At 71.5% G+C, this 23,079-nt stretch carries 14 protein-coding genes and 1 pseudogene; 9 read left to right on the plus strand and 6 right to left on the minus strand.

The genetic code is table 11. The annotated features are described in order from the left end of the window. Nucleotides 1-139 precede the first annotated feature (139 nt). On the plus strand, nt 140-1,570 hold the full coding sequence (gene mdtD, locus SLW52_RS13845) for a multidrug transporter subunit MdtD (RefSeq protein WP_267092580.1): 1,431 nt from the start codon (nt 140-142) through the stop codon (nt 1,568-1,570). Nucleotides 1,571-1,728: 158 nt separating this feature from the next. Here mdtD and SLW52_RS13850 read toward each other — a convergent pair whose 3' ends face one another. Together SLW52_RS13850 and SLW52_RS13855 are read right to left on the minus strand one after the other, a co-directional pair. After that, nucleotides 1,729-5,307 carry an ATP-binding protein gene (locus SLW52_RS13850; RefSeq protein ID WP_320740645.1) on the minus strand — a complete coding sequence of 1,193 codons (3,579 nt, stop codon included), beginning with the start codon at nt 5,305-5,307 and terminating at the stop codon, nt 1,729-1,731. A gap of 68 nt (nt 5,308-5,375) precedes the next feature. Beyond that, nucleotides 5,376-8,942: an ATP-binding protein gene (locus SLW52_RS13855; RefSeq protein WP_320740644.1), complete on the minus strand. Its 3,567-nt coding sequence runs from the start codon at nt 8,940-8,942 to the stop codon at nt 5,376-5,378. A 231-nt stretch (nt 8,943-9,173) separates the two neighbouring features. On the opposite strand from SLW52_RS13855, the gene SLW52_RS13860 reads away from it, so the two are divergent. The 3 genes from SLW52_RS13860 to SLW52_RS13870 are packed head-to-tail and all read left to right on the plus strand — an operon-like array spanning nt 9,174 to nt 10,987. Beyond that, entirely contained in the window at nt 9,174-9,842 is a 669-nt protein-coding gene (locus SLW52_RS13860; protein ID WP_150409433.1) for a YceI family protein, read from the plus strand. Then, a complete protein-coding gene (locus tag SLW52_RS13865; RefSeq protein ID WP_017907780.1) occupies nt 9,839-10,405 on the plus strand; it encodes a cytochrome b in 567 nt (188 codons plus the stop codon). The genes SLW52_RS13860 and SLW52_RS13865 overlap by 4 nt, the downstream gene beginning before the upstream one ends. Before the next feature lie 12 nt (nt 10,406-10,417). After that, the gene (locus tag SLW52_RS13870; protein WP_152181815.1) at nt 10,418-10,987 is read left to right on the plus strand and encodes a YceI family protein; all 570 of its coding nucleotides are present in this window, start codon (nt 10,418-10,420) and stop codon (nt 10,985-10,987) included. A gap of 77 nt (nt 10,988-11,064) precedes the next feature. Here the strand turns inward: SLW52_RS13870 and SLW52_RS13875 are convergent, their stop codons facing one another. Then, a complete protein-coding gene (locus SLW52_RS13875; protein ID WP_017913647.1) occupies nt 11,065-11,304 on the minus strand; it encodes a glutaredoxin family protein in 240 nt (79 codons plus the stop codon). A gap of 87 nt (nt 11,305-11,391) precedes the next feature. Between SLW52_RS13875 and SLW52_RS13880 the strand changes: the two genes are divergently transcribed. From SLW52_RS13880 to SLW52_RS13900, 5 genes and pseudogenes are all read left to right on the plus strand, one after another. Then, complete coding sequence (locus SLW52_RS13880; RefSeq protein ID WP_017913648.1) at nt 11,392-12,774, plus strand: L-serine ammonia-lyase; 1,383 nt, start codon at nt 11,392-11,394, stop codon at nt 12,772-12,774. 195 nt (nt 12,775-12,969) lie between these two features. Next, entirely contained in the window at nt 12,970-15,975 is a 3,006-nt protein-coding gene (locus tag SLW52_RS13885; protein ID WP_320740643.1) for a two-component regulator propeller domain-containing protein, read from the plus strand. A 68-nt stretch (nt 15,976-16,043) separates the two neighbouring features. After that, nucleotides 16,044-17,048, plus strand: coding sequence for an alpha/beta hydrolase (locus tag SLW52_RS13890; protein ID WP_152237496.1), 1,005 nt, complete (start codon nt 16,044-16,046; stop codon nt 17,046-17,048). Between the two features lie 712 nt (nt 17,049-17,760). Continuing rightward, nucleotides 17,761-17,943, plus strand: a pseudogene (locus tag SLW52_RS13895) (Ig-like domain-containing protein); the annotation flags it as partial. Between the two features lie 270 nt (nt 17,944-18,213). Continuing rightward, entirely contained in the window at nt 18,214-19,533 is a 1,320-nt protein-coding gene (locus SLW52_RS13900; RefSeq protein ID WP_267083789.1) for a glycoside hydrolase family 18 protein, read from the plus strand. 158 nt (nt 19,534-19,691) lie between these two features. Here SLW52_RS13900 and SLW52_RS13905 read toward each other — a convergent pair whose 3' ends face one another. From SLW52_RS13905 to SLW52_RS13915, 3 genes are read right to left on the minus strand one after another with little or no spacing between them, the layout of a single operon-like run. Beyond that, entirely contained in the window at nt 19,692-20,741 is a 1,050-nt protein-coding gene (locus tag SLW52_RS13905; RefSeq protein WP_267083790.1) for a homoserine dehydrogenase, read from the minus strand. A 32-nt stretch (nt 20,742-20,773) separates the two neighbouring features. Next, nucleotides 20,774-21,991 (minus strand): O-succinylhomoserine (thiol)-lyase, encoded by a 1,218-nt coding sequence (locus SLW52_RS13910; protein ID WP_160946433.1) that lies wholly within the window; start codon nt 21,989-21,991, stop codon nt 20,774-20,776. Then, nucleotides 21,988-23,025: a homoserine O-succinyltransferase gene (locus tag SLW52_RS13915; RefSeq protein WP_267099180.1), complete on the minus strand. Its 1,038-nt coding sequence runs from the start codon at nt 23,023-23,025 to the stop codon at nt 21,988-21,990. Before SLW52_RS13915 ends, SLW52_RS13910 begins: the two co-directional genes overlap by 4 nt. Nucleotides 23,026-23,079: the final 54 nt, after the last annotated feature.

Raw genomic sequence — 23,079 nt, forward strand, 5'->3', positions numbered from 1 at the left:
GGCGCCGTCCATACCTGCGTCGACAGCGCTGATCGCTGAGCGCGCGCTGCATCGCAAGCGCGCAACGCGCGCAACTGCACGACACGGCGACGCGATCTGCGCGATCCTATCGCCCCCCTCGCGTCGCCCCTGCGTGCCGATGTCCGCGCCCTCCTCCGATCCGATCGCCGTTCCCGACGCGCGTAGTTTCCGTCCGCTGCTGTGGCTGGTGTCGCTGGCCATCTTCATGCAGATGCTGGATGCGACCATCGTCAACACCGCGTTGCCGGCGATGGCGCGCAGCCTGGGCGAGAGCCCCTTGCAGATGCAGTCGGTGGTGTTCAGCTACGCGCTGGCGGTGGCGATGTTCATTCCCGCCTCCGGCTGGATCGCCGACCGCTACGGCACCCGCCGCACCTTCCTGGCCGCGATCGTGCTGTTCACCCTCGGCTCGCTGCTGTGCGCGGCGGCGCCGCGGCTGCCGTATCTGGTGGCCGCGCGGGTGCTGCAGGGGATCGGCGGCGCGATGCTGCTGCCGGTGGGCCGGCTGGCGGTGATGCGCTCGGTGTCGCGGGCGCAGTTCCTCAGCGCGATGAGCTTCATCGCCATCCCCGCGCTGATCGGGCCGCTCGTTGGCCCGACCCTGGGCGGCTGGCTGGTGCAGGTGGCGTCCTGGCACTGGGTATTCCTGATCAACCTGCCGATCGGCGCGATCGGCTTCGCCGCGGCGCTGAAGATCATGCCGGACTTCTACGGCGAGCAGCGCACCCGCTTCGACCTGATCGGCTACGCGATGCTGGCCTTCGGCATGGTCGCGCTGTCGCTGGCGCTGGACGGCATCTCCGAGCTGGGCCTGCGCCACGCCTTCGTGATGCTGCTGGCGATCGCCGGGCTGGCGGCGCTGATCGGCTACTGGCTACACGCGGCCAACGCGGCGGCGCCGCTGTTCCCGCTGCATCTGTTCAAGGTCGCCAGCTTCCGCATCGGCATCCTCGGCAACCTGTTCTCGCGCGTGGGCAGCGGCAGCATGCCGTTCCTGATCCCGCTGCTGTTGCAGGTGGGCCTGGGCATGAGCCCGATGAACGCCGGGCTGATGATGATCCCGGTGGCGCTGGCCGGCATGGCCTCCAAGCGCGCGGCGGTGAAGCTGGTGGAGCGCTTCGGCTACCGCCGCGTGCTGATGACCAACACCGTGCTGGTCGGCACCGCGATGGCCAGCTTCCTGCTGTTCGACGCCGGCCAGCCGCTGGGCTGGCGGTTGCTGCAGCTGGCGCTGTTCGGCGCGGTCAACTCGCTGCAGTTCACCGTCATGAACACGGTGACCCTGCGCGACCTGGACCGCGACCAAGCCAGCGCCGGCAACAGCCTGCTGTCGATGGTGATGATGCTGGCCACCGGCTTCGGCGCCGCGGCGGCCGGCAGCCTGCTGGCGGCATTCAATACCCACCTCGGCGATACCCACGGCGCCACCGCGGCGCTGCATGCGACCTTCGTCTGCGTCGGCGCGATCACCCTGACCTCGACGCTGATCTTCTGGCAGCTGCCGGATACGCGGCCGTTGCCGAAGCAGGTGGAGGAAGTGGCGGAGTAGCCGAAAAGCGGGGATTGGGGAGTCGGGGTTGGGGAGTCGCAGGAGCGGGATGCGCAACCTGCTCCATGTGGGAGGGACTTCAGTCCCGACTGCATACAGCCTGGAAGGCACCTGCCCTCTGCTGGTCACACCTGCTGCGGATACCGGACGGGTGTGACTTACCTGCCCTCCTCGCTCCTGCTGCCTTCTCCATCTTCTGGCGCCTCCACCGCCTTCGCCAGCATCTCGCCCGTCACCGGCTTGCGCAGGAACCCGCTGAAACCGGCGGCACGCGCCTGCGGCTCGGCGTCGGCGTCGGCACGGGCGGTGACCGCGATCAGCGGCATGCCGTAGCCGAAGGCGCGCAACTGCCGCGCCAGCGCCAGGCCGTCCAGGCCGGGCAGGTCCAGATCGAGCAGGGCGATGTCGAACGTGCTGGCCGCCGCTTCGGTCAGCGCGGCCAGCGCGTGCGCGGCGTGGGTGACGTGGTGGCCGCGTGCGCGCAGCAGGCCGCCGACCACTTCGGCCACGGTCGGATCGTCTTCGACCAGCAGGATCCGCCGCGGCGCCGCGGCACTGGCGGACGCGCGGGCGTCGCGTGGCGCCTGCGGCAGCGGCTCGGGCACCCACGGCAACGGCAGGTCGACCACGAAGCGCGTGCCGGCGCCGAGGCGGCTGCGCAGTTCGATGCGCCCGCCCATCGCCACCGCCAGTTCCTGGCTGATCGCCAGGCCCAGGCCGCTGCCGCCGTAGCGTGCGGCGGTGCGCGGCCCGTCGGCCTGCTCGAAGCGCTGGAACAATCGCGCCTGCTGTTCGGCGTTGATGCCCGGCCCGGTGTCGGCGACCTCGAAGCGCACGCCCTGCTGCGGCTGCAGCGGCGCCACCCGCAACTGCACGCTGCCGTGCTCGGTGAACTTGATGGCGTTGTTGAGCAGGTTCAGCAGGATCTGCCGCACCCGCGTGGCGTCGCCGCGCGCGGTGACCTGCGGCGGCATGGCGTTGTCCAGGGCGAACACCAGCCCGCGGCTGCGCGCCATCGGCCCCATCATCGCCTCCAGTTCGGCGATCAGCCGGCCCAGGTCGAACGGCTGCTGTTCCAGTTCCAGGCGCCCGGCCTCGATCCGCGCCAGGTCCAGCGCATCGTTGACCAGGCGCAGCAGGTGCGAGCCCGCGTCACGGATCGATTCGGTGTAGCGGCGCTGCCTGGTGTCCAGCGGCGTGGACAGCAGCAGTTCGCTCATGCCCAGCACCCCGGTCATCGGCGTGCGCACCTCGTGGCCGAGCGTGGCCAGGAAGCGGGTCTTGGCCAGCGAGGCCTGCTCGGCCACCTCCTGCTTGTGCACCGCCAGTTGCCAGGCGGCGCGCCGGCGCAGCCGCCGCCGGTACAGGTACGCGAGCAACCACAGCGCCAGCACCGCCAGCACCGCCAGCCCGGCGATGCCCCAGGGGCTGCGCCACCACGGCGGCAGGACGCGGAAGTGCAGACTGACCACGTTCGACCAGACCTTGTCGGCGGTACGCGCCTGCATCTCCAGGGTGTAGTGGCCCGACGGCAGCCGCGAGAACAGACGCTCGCCGCTGGCGCCCACATCGACCCAATCCGGGTCGTAGCCGCTGAGGCGGAAGCGGTAGGTGTTGGCGTCGGTGTCGGAGAACGACAGCAGGCGCGCGACCACGTGCAGATCGCGGTCGCCTTCCTGCAGCACGATGCGGTCGGCGTGCAGCAGGTCCAGGCCGCGCTCGCCGCGGCGCACGCCGATGCGCTCGATCACCAGCGGCGGCTGCCGCCGCGACGGCACCACCTGCGACGGCTCGAACAGCACCACGCCGTCCGGGGTACCGCCGAGGATCTGCCCGCTGCGCGCCTGCACCAGGGTACGGATCTGGAACTCCTGGTTGGGCAGGCCATCGTGCACGCCGTAGGAGCGGATCGCCTTGCTCGCCGGATCGACCCGGATCAGCCCGCGCACGCTGCTCAGCCAGGCCACGCCGCTGGCATCGACCACCAGGCCGTTCGGCGCCAGCGCCGGGAACTCCTGTTCGGCGTCGATGCGGTCGAGCAGGCTCAGCCGGCTGCCGTCCCACAGATAGCGCTCCAGGCAACCGACGCTGGCCAGCCAGACCACGTTGCCGTCGCTGATCGCCAGGGCGCTCAGCGGGCGCTGCGGTGCGCCGGGCACCGCTTCGAACCGCGCGCGCTCCGGGCTCCAGGCAAGCAGGCCGTGCTGCCCCAGCAACCAGGGCTGGCCCTGCGGCCCGAGGCTGGCCTCCTGCACGGTCAGATCCGCAGGCAGGCCGGCGCTTCCCGGCGCCATGGTGCGCAGCACGTGGCCATCGAGGTCGCGCACCTGCACGCCGGTGATGTCGCTGAAGATCCAGACGTGGCGGTCGCTGCTGAAGACGATCCGATCCACCTGGTCCATCATCGGCGCATCGGCCCCGGCATCCTTGCCCCAGCGCCGGACCTCGCCGCTGGCCGGGTCGTAGCGCAGCACCGCCCCCGCGGCCGCCGCCCACAGCCGGCCCTGCGGGTCTTCGGCGATCGCCCGCGCCCAGTCCAGACCGAACATCGCGCGCATGTGCCGATGCACGGCGCCGGTGGCCGGATCGAGCTTGTCCAGCACGCCACGCGTACCGGCCAGCCACACGCCACCGTCGCGGGAAGCGGCGGTGGCCAGCACGTAGGGGTTGCCCATCGACTCCGGGTCGTCCACGCGATAGGACAGCACCGAGAACTGCTGCCAGTTGGCCGGCAGGTGCCACAGCCCGGCATTGCCGCTGGCGAACCACAGGCCGCCCTCGCGATCCTCGAAGGCCAGCGACCAGTTCGGCTTGACCAGTCCGTGCGCGGAATTGCTGTACAGCGGCACGTTGCGGATCACCCCGGACTCGCTCTCGCGGCCCAGCCCATCCATGGTGTCGAACCAGCGCGTGCCGTGGCGGTCGTGGACCAGCATGCCCAGCACACTGTCGCCGGGCATGTTGCGCCAGTACGGCTCCACCACGCTGGCGTCGGCGCGCAGCAGGCGCACCCCGCCCAGGGTGGAAACCCACAGCGTATCGTCGCGCTCGGGCGTCAGCCCCTGCACGTCCGGCCGCGGCAGCGCGTCGGCGGCGACGCTCTGGAAATCGTGGCCGGTCCAGCGCGCCAGGCCGCCGCGGGTGCCCACCCACAGGGTGCCGTCCGGCGTGGTCGCCAGATGGGTGACGCTGGCCGAAGGCAGGCTGCGCGCGTCGCCGGGGATCGGCATGAAGCGGCGCAGGCGGCCGTCCGGCTGCAACTGATGCAGGCCGCCGGCGGAGGTCCCGAACCAGACGCTGCCGTCCGGCGTGGACGCGATGGACCACACGGTGGTGGAGCCGATCTGCGGGTAGGTGCTGCGATCGTAGTAGCGGAACTGCCGGCGATCGGCCGAGAGCATGCCCAGGCCGGCGCCGTCGGTCCCGAACCAGACCCGGTTCTGCGCATCGACGTGCACCGACCAGATCTTGTTGTGGTGCAGGCCGTCCTCGATCCGCCAGATGCGGTAGCCGCGTCCGTCGAAGCGCGCCAGGCCATCGCTGCTGGCCAGCCACAGGTAGCCGAGCTTGTCCTCGGCGAAGCCATTGATGCTGTTGGACGGCAAGCCGTCGGCCACGGTCAGTTGGCGCGGCTGCGGCGTCGGCGGCACTGCCGCGCCGGCGACCGCGGACCACGCCAGCAGCAGCCATCCCAAGATCCGTCTCGACCGCATCGCCTCTGTCTCCCCGACGGGCATCCGTCCCGCACCACCGACGCCATCGTCGGCGATAAGCGCCGGCGCTGGCAACCGCGTCCCGCATCGACTCAGAGCGGCGGCGGCGCCCCGTCCAGCACCGCGTCGATGGCCCCTTCCAGCATCTGCCCGGTGACCGGCTTGCGCACGAACCCGGCGAATCCGGCGGCGCGCGCGGCGGCCTCGGCCTCGCCGTCGGAGCGCGCGGTCACCGCCAGCAGCGGAAAGCCATGGCCCAGCGCACGCAACTGCCGCGCCAGCGCCAGGCCGTCGAGCGCCGGCAGGTCCAGGTCGAGCAGGCCGATGTCGAAGCTGCCCTGGCTGGCTTCGGTCAGCGCCTCCAGGCCGTGCGCGGCCCAGGTCACCTGATGGCCGCGGCCGCGCAGCAGCTCGACCATCACCTGGGCCACGGTCGGTTCGTCCTCGACCAGCAGGATGCGCAGCGCGGTGCGCGCGCGCGGTGCCGGCACCGGGACCGCCGCCGGTTCCTGCGCCGGACGCCAGCGCAGCGGCAGGCCCACGCGAAAGCACGCGCCATGCCCCAGCCGGCTCTCGACCTGGATGCGCCCGCCCATCGCCATCGCCAGTTCCTGGCTGATCGCCAGGCCCAGGCCGCTGCCGCCCTGGCGCACCGCGGTGCGCGGGCCGTCGCCCTGTTCGAAGCGCTGGAACAGCCGCGCCTGCTGCTCGCTGCCGATGCCCGGGCCGGTATCGGCCACCTCGATGCACAACCCCTGGCCATCCTGCCCCGGCGCCACCTTCAGCGCCACCGAGCCGCTGCTGGTGAACTTGATCGCGTTGCCGAGCAGGTTCAGCAGGATCTGCCGCACCCGCAGCGCATCGCCTTCCACCGTGGTCGCGCCGGGCATGCCGTCGTGCAGATCGAAGCGCAGCCCGCGCGCCTGCGCCAGCGGCGCCATCAGATTGACCACTTCGGCGATCAGCGCCTGCAGCGCGAACGGCTGCGACTCCAGGCGCAGGCGCCCGGCCTCGATCCGCGCCAGGTCCAGCGCATCGTTGACCAGGTGCAGCAGGTGGGTGCCGGCGCGGCGGATCGACTCGGTATACCCGCGCTGCTTCGGATCCAGCGGCGTGGCCAGCAGCAGTTCGCTCATGCCCAGCACCCCGGTCAGCGGCGTGCGCACCTCGTGGCCGAGCGTGGCCAGGAAGCGAGTCTTGGCCAGCGAGGCCTGCTCGGCCAGTTCCTGCTTGTGCAGGGCCAGTTCCCAGGCGTGCTGGCGGCCCAGGCGGCGCCGGTAGGCGCGCAGAGACATCAGCAGCAGCAGGCCGGCCGCGGCGAGCAGCCCGACGATGCCCCAGACGCTGCGCCACCACGGCGGCTGCACCCGGAACGGCAGGCGCAGCGTCGGCGACCAGGCGCCGTTGCGGGTGCGCGCCTGGATCTCCAGCACCTGCGCGCCATCGGGCAGCTGCGGCAGGGTGCGTTCGCCGCTGGCGCCGGTGCTGACCCAGTCGCGGTCGTAGCCCGGCAGGCGGAACCGGTAGACGATGTGTTCCGGATCGATGTAGGACAGCAGCCGCACCGCCACGCGCAGGTCGCGGTCGTCCGAGCGCAGGGTGAAGTCGCCGCGCGTCGGCAGCGTCAGCAGTTGTGGGCCGCGCCGCACCTGCACGCTCTCCATGCTCAGCGCCAGCGGCACCGGCACCGGATCCGGCTGCTGCGTGTCCAGCAGCGCCACGCTGCCGTCCGCGGCGGCCGCCACCAGCACGCCGTCGGCGGTCATCAGCAGGCCGCGCCGCACCAGTTCCTGACTGCCGAGCCCGTCGCGGGTGCCGAACGCGCGCACCGCCGGCGTGCGCCGCGGATCGACCCGGAACAGGCCACGGCGCATGCCCAGCCAGGCGCGCCCCTGCGAATCGGCGACCAGCGCGCTGGACTCGGTGGCCGGCAGCCCGTCGGCCACCGCGTAGCGCTGGCTGCGCTGCCAGTGCGCGCCGGTGCGCCGCCACAGTTCCAGCCCGGACAGCCGATGCACCCACAGCGTGCGCGCGTCGGCGAAGGCGAACGACTGCACCTTCTCGCCGGCCAGCTCCGGCGGCGTGCGGAACTGCCCGGCCGCGCCGTCCCAGTGCTGGAACTGTTCGGCGGCGACCCACGGCGTGCCGTCCGGCGCCATCGCGAACGCCGCGATGTCGGTGCCGGCCAGGCCGTGCTGGCCGCCGGGGAGGTTCTGCAGCACGTGGCCGTCGCCATCGCGCACCTGCACGCCGTAGCCCGGCGCGGCGATCCACAGCCGCTGGCGTGCGTCCAGTTGCAGCCAGGCAAGCGTGCCGTCCGGGATCGCGTCTGCCTCGCCGGCGGCGCGGGTCCAGCGCTGCAGGGGGCCGCCGTCCAGCGGGCCACGCAACAGCACGCTGCTGCCGCCGATCCACAACGCGCCGCGCGGGTCGTCCAGCACCGACAGCGTGCGTCCGCTGGGCGCGCCGTTGGACCAGTGCGGCGCGCTCAGCGCACCGCTGGTGGTATCGAGGCGGAACACGCTGGCGCCGGCGCCGAGTAGCCACACGCCGCCGGCGCGCGCCGGCGCCAGGCCGACGTACTGGTCGGCGGGCAGCCCCTGCGCGGTGCCCAGCACCGCCAGGCGGCGCCAGTCCGGACGCAGGTAGCCCAGGCCGCGGGTCGGCAGCGGCACCCACAGGCCGCCCTCGCGATCGCGCAACAGCGTTTCCACCACGCTGGCGCCGGACACCGCCGCGCCGCCGGTGTCGACCCGCCGCGCCGGCCCGTCGGCTGGCTTGTGCCACAGGCCTTCGCCGTTGCCGAGCCAGTAGCCGCCGGCGCCGTCCTCGGCGATCGCGCTGGCCGCGCGATGCAGCGCGCCGATCCAGTCCGCACGCAACCAGCGCCCGGCACGGTCGCGCCGGAACAGGCCGGTGTTGCCGCTGAACCACAGGCCATCGCTGAGCCGGGTGATCGACATGATCACCTGCTCCTCCTGCGGCAAGCCGTCGTCGATGCGGTAGGCGCTGGCGTGGCGGCCGTCGTAGCGCACCAGGCCCTTGAAGGTGCCCACCCACAGCACCCCGGCATCGTCGAAGGCCAGGGTCAGCACGGCGCTGTCGAGCAGCGCGTCCACCGCCGGATCGCCGGCGCGGATGCGCTGCACGCGGCCGTCGCCGCCCAGCCGGTACAGACCGCCGCGGTAGGTGCCGAAGTACACCGCGTCGCCGCGGCTGGCGATGGCGAACACGTCGTCGCTGCGCATCGCCGGCTGCGTGGCCATGTTGAAGTGGCGGAAGCCGCGCCGGTCCGCGCCAAGCATGCTCAGGCCGCCGCCCTCGCAGGCCACCCAGATGCGGTCGCGCGCGTCGATGTGCAGGTCCTGCACGTAGTTGCAGCGCAACGAGGCTGGATCGGCCGGATCGTGGCGCCAGACCCGGAACTCGCGCCCGTCGTAGCGAGCCAGGCCGTCGCCGCTGGCGATCCACAGATAGCCGTCGCGGTCCAGCTGCAACCTGGAGATATCGCTGGACGGCAGCCCCTGCTCGCCGGAGAACACCCGGAAGCGCGGCAGTTCCGGCACCCCGGCGCTGGCATCGGCGCACACGGCGGCCAGCGCCAACAGGCAGGCCAGCCCCCAGCAGCGCCACCGGCGTGGGGGATGCGGGATGGGCATGGACATCGGCTCCGGCAAAGGACGTCGGCGGATGAACACCGGCGCACTGCCGGGGCCGGACGCGCGGCGCGCCCGCTCCGTGTGCCGCTCGCCGCGGCAGCGTTCTTATACCCCGCGGCCGCGGAAAAATCACACCTGCCACCGCGCGCAACGAACCGTTACGCGCCGCAGGTACGCAGCCGGCCCGGACTGTGACTAGAATCCGGCGACCTCCCAGCGCGGCCCCGCTCCATGTTCAGACCCTCTCTCGTGGCCCTCCTGCTGGCCTTGCCGGGCGCCGCCCTGGCCGCGCCGGCGCAGTACGCGCTGGACCCGGTGCATACCCGGGTGCTGTTCGCGATCGAGCACGCCGGATTCTCCAAGGCGCTGGGCACCGTGTCCGGCAGCACCGGCACCCTGGTGTTCGACCCGGACGACTGGCGCAGCGCACGGCTGCAGGCGCGGGTGCCGTTGCAGCGGCTGGACCTGGGCGACGAGAAGTGGAACCGCGCCGCGCTGGCGCACAACCTGCTCGACGGCGAGCACTACCCGGAAGCGCAGTTCGTCTCCACCCGCGTCGAGCCGATCGACGCGCAGCACGCCAAGGTGATCGGGCAGCTGACGCTGCACGGCGTCACCCGCGAGGTGACCCTGGACGTGACCCTGAACGCAGTGAAGCGTCATCCGCTGCCGCCGTTCCGTCGCACCGCCGGCTTCTCCGCCACCACCACGCTGCAGCGCGCCGACTTCGGCATCAGTTCCTGGCCGTCGGTGATCGGCGGCACGGTGGAACTGCGCATCGAGGCCGAGGCCACCCGCGAGGGCGGCGCCAAGGCCGAACCGGATCCGGCGCCGGGCACTCCGCCTGCCGCTCCCACCGACACCCCCACCGCGCCGGCGGCGCAGGACGGCACGCCATGAGCGCCCGCAATACCCCCGACCGCTGGGGCAGCGTCAGCCAGACCCTGCACTGGCTGATCGCCGCCCTGATCCTGCTGCTCGGCGTGGTCGGCCTGACCATGGGCGAACTGCCGAAGACGCCCAAGTATTTCTGGGTCTACACCGCGCACAAGTCGCTGGGCCTGACCGTGCTGGCGCTGGTGATCGTGCGGCTGGGCTGGCGCCTGTACGCCGGCGCGCCGAAGCCGGTGCCGGGCACCCCCGGTTGGCAGGAACGCATCGCCGACGCCACCCACGCCTTGCTGTACGTGATGATCTTCGCCATCCCGCTGTCCGGCTGGCTGTACGACTCCGCCAGCGGCCTGCGCCCGTTCCGCTGGTTCGGCCTGGTCGCGGTGCCCAAGCTCAGCGCCCCGAACGAGCACCTGCGCGACCTCTCGCACACGGTGCACGAATGGGGCTTCTGGCTGCTGATCGCGGTGGTCCTGGCGCATGCCGGCGCCGCCTTCTACCACCACCTGTTCCAACGCGATGCCACCCTGGCGCGGATGTTGCCGCGCGGCTGGCTCACCCCCAAGTCCTGAGGAGCTGTTTCGATGTCGACCCGTTTCGCGTCCCCCGCCGCCGTCGCCGCCAGTCTGGTGGCCCTGCTCGCCGCCGCCCCCGCGGTGCAGGCCGCGGACTATGTGCAGGCCCCCGGCTCCACCCTGGTGTTCGCCAGCAAGTACGACGGCGAAGTGTTCACCGGCCAGTTCCCCGGCTTCGACACCAAGCTCAGCTTCGACCCGGCCAACCTGGCCGGCGCCAAGCTCGACGTGACCATCCCCCTGGCCGGCGCCAAGAGCGGCAACAACGACCGCGACTCCACCCTGCAGGGCGCGGATTTCTTCGACGTGGCCAAGTTCGCCACCGCGCACTACCGCGCCGACAAGTTCCGCGCGCTGGGCAACAACCAGTTCGCCGCCGACGGCACCCTGGAACTGCGCGGCGTGTCCAAGCCGGTGACCCTGACCTTCACCTGGACCCCGGGCGCGCAGCCGGTGCTGGCCGGCAAGGCCACCGTGAAGCGCCTGGACTTCGGCGTGGGCGGCGGCGACTGGGCCGACACCAAGACCATTCCCAACGAAACCGCGATCAGCACCAAGGTGGTGTTCAAGGCGAAGTGATTCGCCACAGGCCGCGGGCGCGCGGCCGCTAAGCGGCGGATTTCCTCGTCGGGTCCGCCGCTTTTTTTATGCGCGGCTCACGCGCATTCGGCCGACGCCGCCAGCCAGGCGCGCACGCCGGCAACATCGAACGGCCAGTCCAGCTCGCGCCCGTCCGCAGCGCGCAGCACCGGCACGCGCACCCCGTAGCGCGCCTCCAGTGTCGCGTCGTCGTCGATGAACACGCTGTCCGGCTCGGCCACGCGCGCCTGCGCCAGCACCTGCAGAGCCTGGTCGCACAGATGGCAGTCGTCGCGCTGGTACAGGGTCAGGGACATGCTCGCGTCCTATGCTGCGCTGCGGACCTGGGCCGCGTGCCGGAAGCATAGAATAGACGGTCTTTCGCCCACCCCTTCGGCACGCGCATGGCTGTCAGCACCTTCGACCTGTTCAAGATCGGCATCGGGCCGAGTTCCTCGCACACGGTGGGGCCGATGCGCGCCGCCGAGCGCTTCGTGCACCGCTGGCTGTTCGACCAGGGCCGCCTGCAGGACGTGGTGCGCCTGCGCGCCGAAGTGTTCGGCTCGCTGGCGTTGACCGGGCGCGGCCACGGCACCGACAAGGCGGTGCTGCTGGGCCTGGAAGGCCAGCGCCCGAACCTGATCGATCCGGACATCATCCCCGGTGCGCTGGAGCGCATCCGCAGCAGCAAACGCATCAACCTGCTCGGCCGGCACGAGATCGCCTTCGACGAGAAGCGCGACCTGGCGATGAACAAGCGACAGAAGCTGCCGTACCACACCAACGGCATGCGCTTCACCGCCTACGCCGCCAACGACGAAGTCATCGCCACGCGCGACTACTACTCGGTCGGAGGCGGGTTCGTGGTCAACCAGGACGACGCCGCCGACGACCGCATCGTCGCCGACGAGACGCCGCTGCCCTACCCGTTCAAGAGCGGCGACGAGTTGCTGGCGCAGGCCGCACGCAGCGGCCTGAGCATCGCCGCGCTGATGTTCGAGAACGAGAAGTGCTGGCGCAGCGAGGACGAGATCCGCGCCGGCCTGCGCGAGATCTGGGGCGCGATGCAGGCCTGCGTGACCCGCGGCATCCGCGAGGAAGGCACCCTGCCCGGCGGCCTGCACGTGTCGCGGCGCGCGCCGGCGCTGTACCGCGAGCTGTCGTCCAAGCCGGAAGCGGCGATGCGCGATCCGCTGACCACGCTGGACTGGGTCAACCTGTACGCGCTGGCGGTCAACGAAGAGAACGCCGCCGGCGGCCGCGTGGTCACCGCGCCCACCAACGGCGCGGCCGGGATCATCCCGGCGGTGCTGCACTACTTCGACCGCTTCTGCCCCGGCGCCGACGAACAGCGCGTGTTCGACTTCCTGCTCACCGCCGCGGCGATCGGCATCCTGTACAAGGAAAACGCCTCCATTTCCGGCGCCGAGGTCGGCTGCCAGGGCGAGGTCGGCGTGGCCTGTTCGATGGCCGCCGGCGGCCTGGTCGCCGCGCTCGGCGGCAAGCCGGGACAGATCGAGAACGCCGCCGAGATCGGCATGGAGCACAACCTCGGCCTGACCTGCGACCCGATCGGCGGCCTGGTGCAGATCCCGTGCATCGAGCGCAACGCGATGGGCGCGGTCAAGGCGATCAACGCCAGCCGCATGGCGATGCGCGGCGACGGCAAGCACAAGGTGTCGCTGGACAAGGTGATCCGCACCATGCGCGACACCGGCCGCGACATGCAGGACAAGTACAAGGAAACCAGCCGCGGCGGGCTGGCGGTGAACGTCATCGAGTGCTGAGCCAGCCCGATGGACGCTGGCCCGGGTGATCACCAGCGTCCTCGCTGCCGCGCGCATCAAGATCCGCGTGGCGTTGCCGCTAACGACAGAGACGTCGGCCGATCCGGCATGGGCATGCGATTGCGGTTTCCACACGCCTCCTGGCGCCTGCTGGCGCTACAGCTGGCCATGCTCTCGACGGCGTGGAGCGCATGTGTGCCGCAGGCGCGGGCACTGCAGCCGGACAAGCAGTTCCATCACTACGAGCGCGAAGGCTGGGGGCTGGACCAGGGCCTGCCGCAGCTGAGCGTGCAGGCGTTCGCCCAGGACCGTCAGGGCTATCTGTGGATCGGCACGATGGGCGGGCTGACCCGCTTCGACGGCGTGCGCATGACCTCGTTCAACGAGGGCGCGCCGGCGCACCTGCCCGGCAACCTGATCAAGGCGCTGCACGCGGACGCCGCCGGCACGCTGTGGATCGGCACCTACCGCGGCCTGTCGCGCTACCGCGACGGACGCTTCACCACGCTGCTGCCGCAGGACCCGCAGGCGCCGTTGCTCAATATCGAAGCGATCGCGACCGACGCGCACGGCAGCGTACTGGTCGCGGCGCAGGATGGCGTCTACGCGGTGCAGGGCGATCGCCTGCAGCTGCGCCACCGCATCGCCGGCGGCGCCTACACGCTGCTGCCGCGCGCCGACGCGCTGTGGGTGGGTACGCGTGGCGCGGTGCTGCGCTTCGTCGCCGGCCAGGACGCGCCGGAGTTGCTGGCACTGCCGCAGGAGGCCGGCGCGACGCCGGTGCAGCATCTGCTGGAGGCGCAAGGCACGCTCTGGGCCGGCACCCGCGACGGCCTGCTGCTGCGCCGCGACGGGCGCTGGCAATGGCTGCCCGACCCGACCGGAACCAGCCGGCGCGCGGTGCAGGCCCTGTTCGAGGACAGCGACCACAATCTGTGGGTGGGACAGCCCGGCGCGCTGCTGCGCGTGCGCGATGGCGCCATCGTCGAACGCAACCCGGAAAACAAGCCGAACGTCGGCGTCAACGCCATCTTCGAGGACCGCGAGCGCAACCTGTGGCTGGGCAGCAGCTGGAGCGGCGCAACCCGGCTGTGGAACGGCTGGACCCGACGCTACAGCACGCACGAAGGGCTGGACGACGCGCTGGTGTGGACCCTGGCGCGCGATCCGGACGGATCGCTGTGGGTCGGCACCGACAGCGGCCTGTCGCAGCTGCGCGATGGCCGCTACCAACCGCGCCTGAGCCTGGCGCAGTTGCACAACGAGGCGCCCTATACCTTACTGGCCGAACCCGGCCAGCTGTGGATCGGCACCCGCCATGGCGCCGCCCTGTACCGCGACGGCCGGCTCATCCAGCCGGACTGGCTGGCGCCGCTGCGCGACCTGCAGATCAGCGGGATCGTCCGCGATCGCGCGCAGCGGCTGTGGTTCGCCAGCACCGACGGTCTGTTCCGCGCCGACGGCACGCGGCTGCGCCGCTACGGCACCGCCGAGGGCCTGCGCGATCCGCGCGTGCGGCTGATCCACGAGACCCGCGACGGGCGCCTGTTGATCGGCGCGCAGTCGGGCCTGTACGCGCTGCGCGACGAGCGCTTGGTCGCGCTGGCGCCGCCGGGCTCGGCGCTGGCCAGCGCCGACGTCACCGCGATCCACGAGCTGCCCGGCGGGCAATGGCTGGTCGGCACCCTCAACGAGCAGTTGTGGCTGTTCGACGGCGCGCACTGGTACGCGTTCGGGGAACAGGATGGGCTGCCGGTGAACGCCGCGTTCTTCATCGCTGACGACGGCCGCGGCGCGATCTGGGTGGCCGGCCTGCGCGGGGTCTACCGCGTGCGCCTGGCCAACCTGCTGCGCCATGCGGCGTCGCCACAGGCGCCGCTGAACGCCGAACTGATGCTCACCGAGCGCGCGCAGCGCCATGGCGGCGTGCAGGGCATGTGCTGCAACGGCGCCGGCAACGGCAAGGGCTTCATCGAGCACGGCGCGCTGTGGCTGCCCAGCCGCGACGGCGTGGTCGCGCTCGACACCGCCGGCATCGTCAAGAATCCGGTGGCGCCGCAGCCGGTGGTGGAGCGGGTGCGTGCGCTGGGCCAGTGGCTGACGCCGCAGGCGCTGCCCGCACCGCTGCCGGAAGGCGCGCGCGACCTCGACTTCGAGTTCACCGCCGCCTCGTTCCAGGCGCCGCAGAACGTCGAGCTGCGCTACCGCCTGCTCGGCTACGACCGCGGCTGGCGCACCCTCGACGACATCCGCCAGCGCGCGGTCAGCTACACCAACCTGCCCGGCGGCGACTACGTCTTCGAAGTCACCGGCAGCAACAACGCCGGCGTGTGGGCGGCCGCGCCGGCGCGGCTGCCGTTGCGGATCGCGCTGCGCTTCCAGGAAACCCCGTTCTACAGGCTGCTGCTGACGCTGGGCGCGTTCGCCCTGCTGCTGTGCGCGGTGGCCCTGGCGCGGCTGCACAACCGGCGCCAGCGCGACATCCTCGAACGCCAGGTGCGCGAGCGCACCCAGGCGCTGCAGGCGGCCAACCAGCGCCTGCAGGAGGCCAGCTTCACCGACGAGCTGACCCAGTTGCGCAACCGCCGCTACCTGTCGCTGCACATCCCCAGCGACATCGCGCTGTACCGGCGCATGGCCGCCAACGACGAGGACATGCTGTCCTCGGGCATGCTGTTCGCGCTCATCGACATCGACCACTTCAAGTCGATCAACGACAGCGGCGGCCACCACACCGGCGACGCGGTGCTGCAGCAGATGGCGCAGTTGCTGGTGCGGCTGACCCGCGAAAGCGACTACGTGGTGCGCTGGGGCGGCGAGGAGTTCCTGCTGGTGCTGCGTTCGGCGCCGCGCGAGAATCTCACCATGGCCGCCGAACGGCTGTGTCGCTCGGTCGCCGCGCACCCCTTCGTGCTCGACCACGGCCGCCAGGGCCGGGTCACCTGCTCGATCGGGCTGGCGGAATTCCCGTTCGTGCACGACCCGGACAACCTGCTCGGCTGGGAACAACTGCTGGTACTGGCGGACCGTGCGCTGTATCAGGCCAAGGCCAAGGGCCGCAACGGCTGGGCGGCGTACCGGCCGGTGCTGGGCGCGCAGGCCGAACAGGTGCTGGCCGCGCTGCAGGAACCGCTCGCGCGGATGCAGCACCACGCCTGCCTGACCCTGGTGCACAACGGCGGCAGCCTGGCGCCCGTGTAACGCGTTGACGCCTGGCAAGAGCAGGCCGGGCTAAGGTCGTGGTCCATCACGCCTGCCGCCCTGCTCCCATGCGCCACTGCCTGCTGCTCGCCGCCCTCGCCCTGTCGCCACTCGCCTCCGCTACCGATGCGCCGCCGCGCTACGGCGCGCAACTGGAAGGCTTCGCCTATCCCTATCCGGTGCACTGGTACCGCTTCGACTCGCAGCGCCAGCCGCTGCAGATGGCGTACATGGATGTGGCCCCGACCGGCACGCCGAACGGCCGCACCGTGGTGCTGCTGCACGGCAAGAACTTCTGCGCGGCGACCTGGGAATCGACCATCGCCGCGCTGGTGGCACAGGGCTATCGGGTGCTGGCGCCGGACCAGATCGGCTTCTGCAAGTCGAGCAAGCCGCAGGCCTATCAGTTCAGCTTCGCGCAACTGGCGGCCAATACCCATGCGTTGCTGCAACAGGCCGGCGTGCGCCGCGCCGCGATCGTCGGCCATTCGATGGGCGGCATGCTCGCCGCGCACTACGCGCTGCAGTACCCGCAGGACGTGAGCCAGCTGCTGCTGGTGAACCCGATCGGGCTGGAGGACTGGAAGGCCGCCGGCGTGCCGTGGCGCAGCGTCGACGACTGGTACGCCAAGGAGCGCAAGACCGACGCGGCTTCGATCAAGCAGTACCAGCAGACCGTCTACTACGGCGGACAGTGGAAGCCCGAGTACGACCGCTGGGTGAGCATGCAGGCCGGCCTGTACGCCGGTCCCGGCGGCGACCGCGTGGCCTGGAACCAGGCGCTGACCTCGGACATGGTGTTCAACCAGCCGGTGGTGCAGCGCTTCCCGCAACTGCGCGTGCCGACCACCCTGTTCATCGGCCAGCGCGACCGGACCGCGATCGGCAAGGACCTGGCGCCACCGGCGCTGGCGGCGACCCTGGGCGACTACCCGGCCTTGGGCAAGCGCGCGGCTGCGGCGATTCCCGGCGCGCGCCTGGTCGCCTTCGACGACCTCGGCCATTCGCCGCAGGTGGAAGCGCCGCAGCGCTTCAATGCGGCCTTGCTCGAGGCGCTGGGCACGGCGCCCTGAGCGCACGCGCCCGCAACAGGTCCGGTGACTGATCCTGCACGGCGGCGCGAACGCGTCTTGCCGCGGAATCTCTCGGGTCGTCGCGGCAGCATTGACAAGCAGCGCGCGCTGCACGTATCCGCTCGGCGGTGTGCCTCCCGCCCTGCACCACGCACGCTTCGGTGCACTCGACACACCCGCACTGCACCGCAGCATCGAACAATCATGAAAACGTTGTCATCGTAGCAATCCTGGATCTGTCTCGCATTCGTCGGATTTGTCGGTTGACAACGTTGTCTTCTCGTTCGGACCCTGCGCGTGCCCGGTCCGCGTGCGAGTCAAACGACGTCGGCGCCACGCGTCTCCAAGCCCCCGGGTGATCGGACTCAAGGAACCAGATAGCGGCTCACCGCCGCTCCTCAGTCGCGCTACCTACCGCATCGGAGGCGTCACCATGAACACGAAATCCGCCGGATCGTGGTTGCTGTTCTGTTGTCTCGTCCTGGCCGGCCTCGTGCCCGGCCAGACCTGGGCCGCCGCGTGCAGCGGCGTCGCCGCCTGGAACCCTGCCACCATCTACGCCGCCGGCGACACCCTGACCTACGCCGGCCACCTGTACCGCGCCAACGGTCCGATCTGGAACACCGCGCCGACGTACTGCACCAGTTGCGGCTGGTACCAGGACCTGGGCACCTGCGATGGCAGTTCGAGCAACCAGCCACCGAGCGTGACCATGACCGCGCCCACGACCGGCACCCGCTTCGTGGTCGGCACCACCATCACCTTGCAGGCGTCGGCCAGCGATCCGGACGGCAGCGTGGCGCGGGTCGAATTCTTCCGCGGCAGCACCTCGCTGGGCAGCGTCAGCGGCGCGCCGTACACGCTGTCCTGGAGCGGCGCGGCGGCCGGCGACTACAGCCTGACCGCGGTGGCCACCGACAACGCCGGCGCCCGCACCACCTCGGCCGCCGTCACAATCACTATCGCGGCGGCGTCCACCGACACCACCGCGCCGAGCGTGCCGACCGGCCTGGCCGCCGCCACGCGCGCCAGCAACGCCATCACCCTGACCTGGAATGCCGCCTCCGACAACGCCGGCGGCAGCGGCCTGGCCGGCTACGACATCCTCCGCGACGGCAATCGCGTGGGCACCTCCAGCACCACCGGCTACACCGACTCGGCACTGATCGCCGACACTGCGTACGCCTACGCGGTCCGTGCCCGCGACAACGCCGGCAACGTCTCGGCCAGCAGCGCCACGCTGAACGTGCGTACCCTGCCCGCCAGCGCCGGCGGCGGCAAGCGCGTGATCGGCTACTTCACCCAGTGGGGCATCTACGGCCGCAACTACCAGGTGCGCGACATCCAGACCAGCGGCGCCGCTGGCTACCTGACCCACATCAACTACGCCTTCGGCAATGTCCGCAACAACCGCTGCGAAGTCGGCGTCACCCAACCCTCCGACAGCAGCACCGGCGCCGGCGGCGATGCCTTCGCCGACTACACCAAGGCGTTCTCCGCCGCGCAGAGCGTGGACGGCGTGGGCGATACCTGGGACCAACCGCTGCGCGGCAACTGGAACCAGTTGAAGAAGCTCAAGGCCGCGCATCCGGGGCTGAAGGTGCTGATTTCGCTGGGCGGCTGGACCTGGTCGCGCGGCTTCTCCAGCGCCGCGCGCGCCGAGAACCGCCAGGCCTTCGTCGCCTCGTGCATCGATGCCTACATCCGCGGCAACCTGCCGGTCACCGACGGCGCCGGCGGCGCAGCGGCCGCGGCCGGCGTGTTCGACGGCATCGACATCGACTGGGAATACCCGGTGGCCTGCGGCATCGCTTGCGGCAGCGCCGAAGACCGGCAGAACTTCACCGCGCTGCTGGCCGAGTTCCGCCGCCAGCTCGACCAGGTGCGGCCGGGGCTGCTGCTGACCGTGGCGGTCGGCGCCGGCATCGACAAGATCCGGGTCACCGACCCGAACCTGTACGCGCAATACCTGGACTACCTCAACGTGATGACCTACGACTTCCACGGCGCCTGGGATCCGCAGACCAATCACCACTCCGCGCTGTTCGAGTCGTCGGCCGATCCGTCCAGCGGCGACCAGCGTTACTACAACAGCAACGACGCCATCCAGGCCTTCCTCGATCGTGGCGTGCCCGCCACCAAGCTCAACCTCGGCATCGGCTTCTACGGGCGCGGCTGGACCAACGTGCCCAACGTCAACCACGGCCTGTACCAGAGCGGCAGCGCCGCACCGGGTACCTACGAGGCGGGCATCGAGGACTACAAGGTGCTGCGCGGCCGCGCCGGCACCAGCTATGTCGACGCGCAGGCGCATGCGCACTGGAAGTACGACGGCAGCACCTTCTGGAGCTACGACAACCCGGCGCTGGTCACCGAGAAGATGAACTACGTCAAGACCCAGGGCCTGGGCGGCGCGTTCTTCTGGGAATTCAGCGGCGACTACCAGGGCGAGTTGCTGAAGACCATGGGCCAGGGTCTGCAATGAGCTGCGGCGCCGGCCGTCGTGCAACGCGCGACGGCCGCGCCGCGTGACCCGCAGGCATCGGCGTGCAGGCAGCGTTGCCCACACGCCGACTGCCCGTCGGTATCGCCCCAGTCCGAACCGCGATGCCCGCACACGATGGCGGGCGTCGTTCGCTTCGCTCAGCGCACCGCGATCCGCAGCACGTCGTCGAGCAAGGCCGCCGCGGTGACATCGGCGCCCGCGCCCGGCCCCTGGATCAGCAGCGGCTGCTGCAGATAGCGGTCGCTGTGGATGGCGACGCGGTTGTCGGTGCCGGCACCGCTGGCCAGCGGATGCGTCAGCGGCAGCGCGCGCAGGCCCACCGAGGCGCCATGTGCATCGAAGCGACCGACGAAGCGCAGGCAGGCACCGGCGGCCTGCGCCTGCGCCAGGCGCGCCGTCAGCGGCGCGTCCAATTGTTCGAGTGCGGCATCCAGTTGCGCCAGCGGCACCGTGGCCAGCGCGGCCGGCACCAGCGACTCCACCTGCACCTGTTCGGCGCGCAACGGCAGGCCGGCGGCGCGGGCCAGGATCAGCAGCTTGCGTCGCACGTCCTCGCCGGACAGGTCCTCGCGCGGATCGGGCTCGGTGTAGCCGGCGGCCGCGGCCTCGCGCACGCACGCGGAGAAGGCACGGCGGCCGTCGTAGCGATGCAGCAGCCAGGCCAGGGAGCCGGACAGCACGCCTTCCACCGCGTGGATATGGTCGCCGCCGGCGACCAGCGCGCGCAGGCTGCTCAGCAACGGCAGCCCGGCGCCGACCGTGGCGCTGTCGCCGTAGTGGGTGCTGGCGGCATGGCGGGCGGCCTGGATCTGTTCCGCCCGCGCCAGCGCGGCGCCCTGGCCGAGCTTGTTGGCGGTGACCACGTGCACGCCGCGCCGCAGCCACTCGGCATGGCGCTGCGCCACCGCCTCGCTGGCGGTGGCGTCGACCACGATGTCGCCCCGGCCCAGGTCCTCCGGCAACGTCACCGCCTGCGCCGTGCGCGCGGCGGCATTGGCCGCGGCCAGCGCCTGCGCCGGCGTCACCGCGCAATCGGCAACGGTGCGCGAATTGGCCAGCCAGGCGAAGGTCGGCAGGCCAGGCCGGCGCTGCTGCAACGCTTGGTAGCGCGCGACGAAGGCGCGGCCGACGGTCCCGGTGCCGAGCAGGCCCAGCCGCGCGGTGGCCACGGCGGGCGCCGCACGCAGCGGCGCCGACGGCGCATCGGCCAACCCGCTGCTCACGCGTCCACCCGTTTGCGTGCCAGCGCCTCGCCGGCGCGCTGCGCGCGCTGCAGGCCGGCCTGCAGATCGGCGACCAGGTCCGCACTGGATTCGATACCCACCGACAGACGCAGCAGGCCGTCGGAAATGCCGGCCTTGGCGCGCGCCTCGGCGGTCATCGCCGCATGGGTCATGGTCGCCGGATGCGCGATCAGGCTCTCCACGCCGCCCAGCGATTCGGCCAGGGTGAAGTAGCGCAGGCCGTCGACGAAGGCGCGCACCTCGGCCTCACCGCCGGCCAGTTCGAAACTGATCATCGCGCCGAAGCCGCGCTGCTGCCGTGCCGCCACCGCGTGGCCCGGATGCGAGGCCAGGCCGGGGTAGTACACCTGGCGCACCGCGGCGTGCGTGGTCAGCAGTTCCACCACCGCCTGTGCGTTTTCCTGGTGCGCGCGCAGGCGCGCATCCAGCGTGCGCAGGCCGCGCAGGGTCAGGAACGCGTCGAACGGCGAGCCGGTGAGGCCCAGCGCATTGGCCCACCACACCAGTTGCTGGTGCAGCTCGGGATCGGCGGCGATCACCGCGCCGCCGACCACGTCGCTGTGGCCGTTGACGTACTTGGTGGTGGAGTGGATCACCAGGTCGGCGCCGAAGGCGATCGGGGTCTGCAGCGCCGGCGACAGGAAGGTGTTGTCGACCACCGCCAGCGCGCCGGCCTTGTGCGTGGCGTCGATGACGAAGCGCAGGTCGGTGATGCGCAGCAGCGGGTTGGACGGGGTCTCGATCAGCACCAGCTTCGGCGCCTGCGCCAACGCATCGGCCAGCGAGCGCGGATCGGTCAGGTCGGCGGTGATCAGTTCGAAGTGGCCCTTCTTGGCCAACGCGTTGAACAGGCGCCAGCTACCGCCGTACGCGTCGTGCGGCACCACCAGCTTGTCGCCTGGCTGCAGCAGCGCATTGAGCACCAGGTTGATCGCGCCCATGCCGGTGGCGGTGATCACGCCGCCGGCGCCGCCTTCCAGTTCCGCCAGCGCTTCGCCGAGCAAGTCGCGGGTGGGGTTGCCGCTGCGGGTGTAGTCGTACTGGCGCTTGTTGCCGAAGCCGTCGAAGCTGAAGTTCGACGACAGCACGATCGGCGGGGTCACCGCACCGTAGGCGGTATCGCGGTCGATGCCGGCGCGGACCGCGGCGGTGGCGGCACTACAGGGCAGATCGGTGTCGTGGGCAGTGCTCATGCGGCAACTCCGGTGGGGCGAAGGGCGGTGGCGAGAATCGCGTCGATGCGATCGGTTTCTTTCAGGAAGGCGTCGTGGCCGTAGGGCGAACGCAGCACGCGCAGGCTGCCGCGCGGGCCCAGGCCTTCGACCAGGGTGACCAGGTCCGACAGCGGCACCAGGCGGTCGCCCTCGACCGCCACCACCACGGTGGGCACGGCGACGGCAGCCGGCTCGATGCGATGCAGGTCGATGGATTCGGACAGGCGCAGGTAGGCGTTGACCTGGGTGCGCGCCACGTACTGCGCGCCGGCGGCGTCCAGGTAGTCTTCGGCGGCGACGCGGACGCGGCCGTTGATCACTTCCGGCGCCGCGTCGAAGCGTTCGCCGAATTCCTCCGGAGTGCGGTAGCTGAGCATCGCGAACTGCCGCGCCAGCGACAGCCCGTGGCTCTCGGCGCATTGCAGCTGGCCCAGCGCCACGGCGCGGCGCTGCAGCGCGCGCCAGGCGGCGGCATACGGATGCGCGCGGTGCGCGCCGCTGACCGCAATCAGCTTCTGCAGGCGCTGCGGATGCCGCACCGCCAGTTGCAGGCCGACCAGCGCACCGTAGGAGTAGCCGACGAACCCGTGCAGTTGCGCGATGTCCAGCGCGTCCAGCAGCGCGGCGATGGCATCGGCCTGGTCGGCGCTATCGATCGGCGCGTCCAGGCTGCCGTCGGCGCCGACGAAATCGAACGCCAGCAGCCGCCGCTGGGTGGGATCCAGCGCCCGCCCCGGCCCGACCAGGCCTTCGGCCCAGCCCTTCTCGGGAAAACTGGCGTTGGCGGCGAGATGGCGGTGCGCGGAGATGCCGCCAGCGACGAATACCACCGGCGCGGCAGCCGGGCCGCTCAGTTCGTAGCGCAGGCGCAGCAGTTGCACACCGGCGTGGCGCAGCGGCAACGCGACGGCGATCTCGCCACGCATCGCGTGCACGCCGTCGGCCGGCGCGGCAACGCGGTCGTGGGGCGGAGTGGCGGAGGTGGGGCGATCAGGCGAGTTCACGAGGCGCATGGCGGTATCCGGAGAGGAACGGCCATCGAGCTTCGCGGAGCTCGCGTTCGCCAT

This window comes from Xanthomonas sp. LF02-5, from assembly GCF_034105325.1.
GTDB lineage: Bacteria > Pseudomonadota > Gammaproteobacteria > Xanthomonadales > Xanthomonadaceae > Xanthomonas_A > Xanthomonas_A sontii.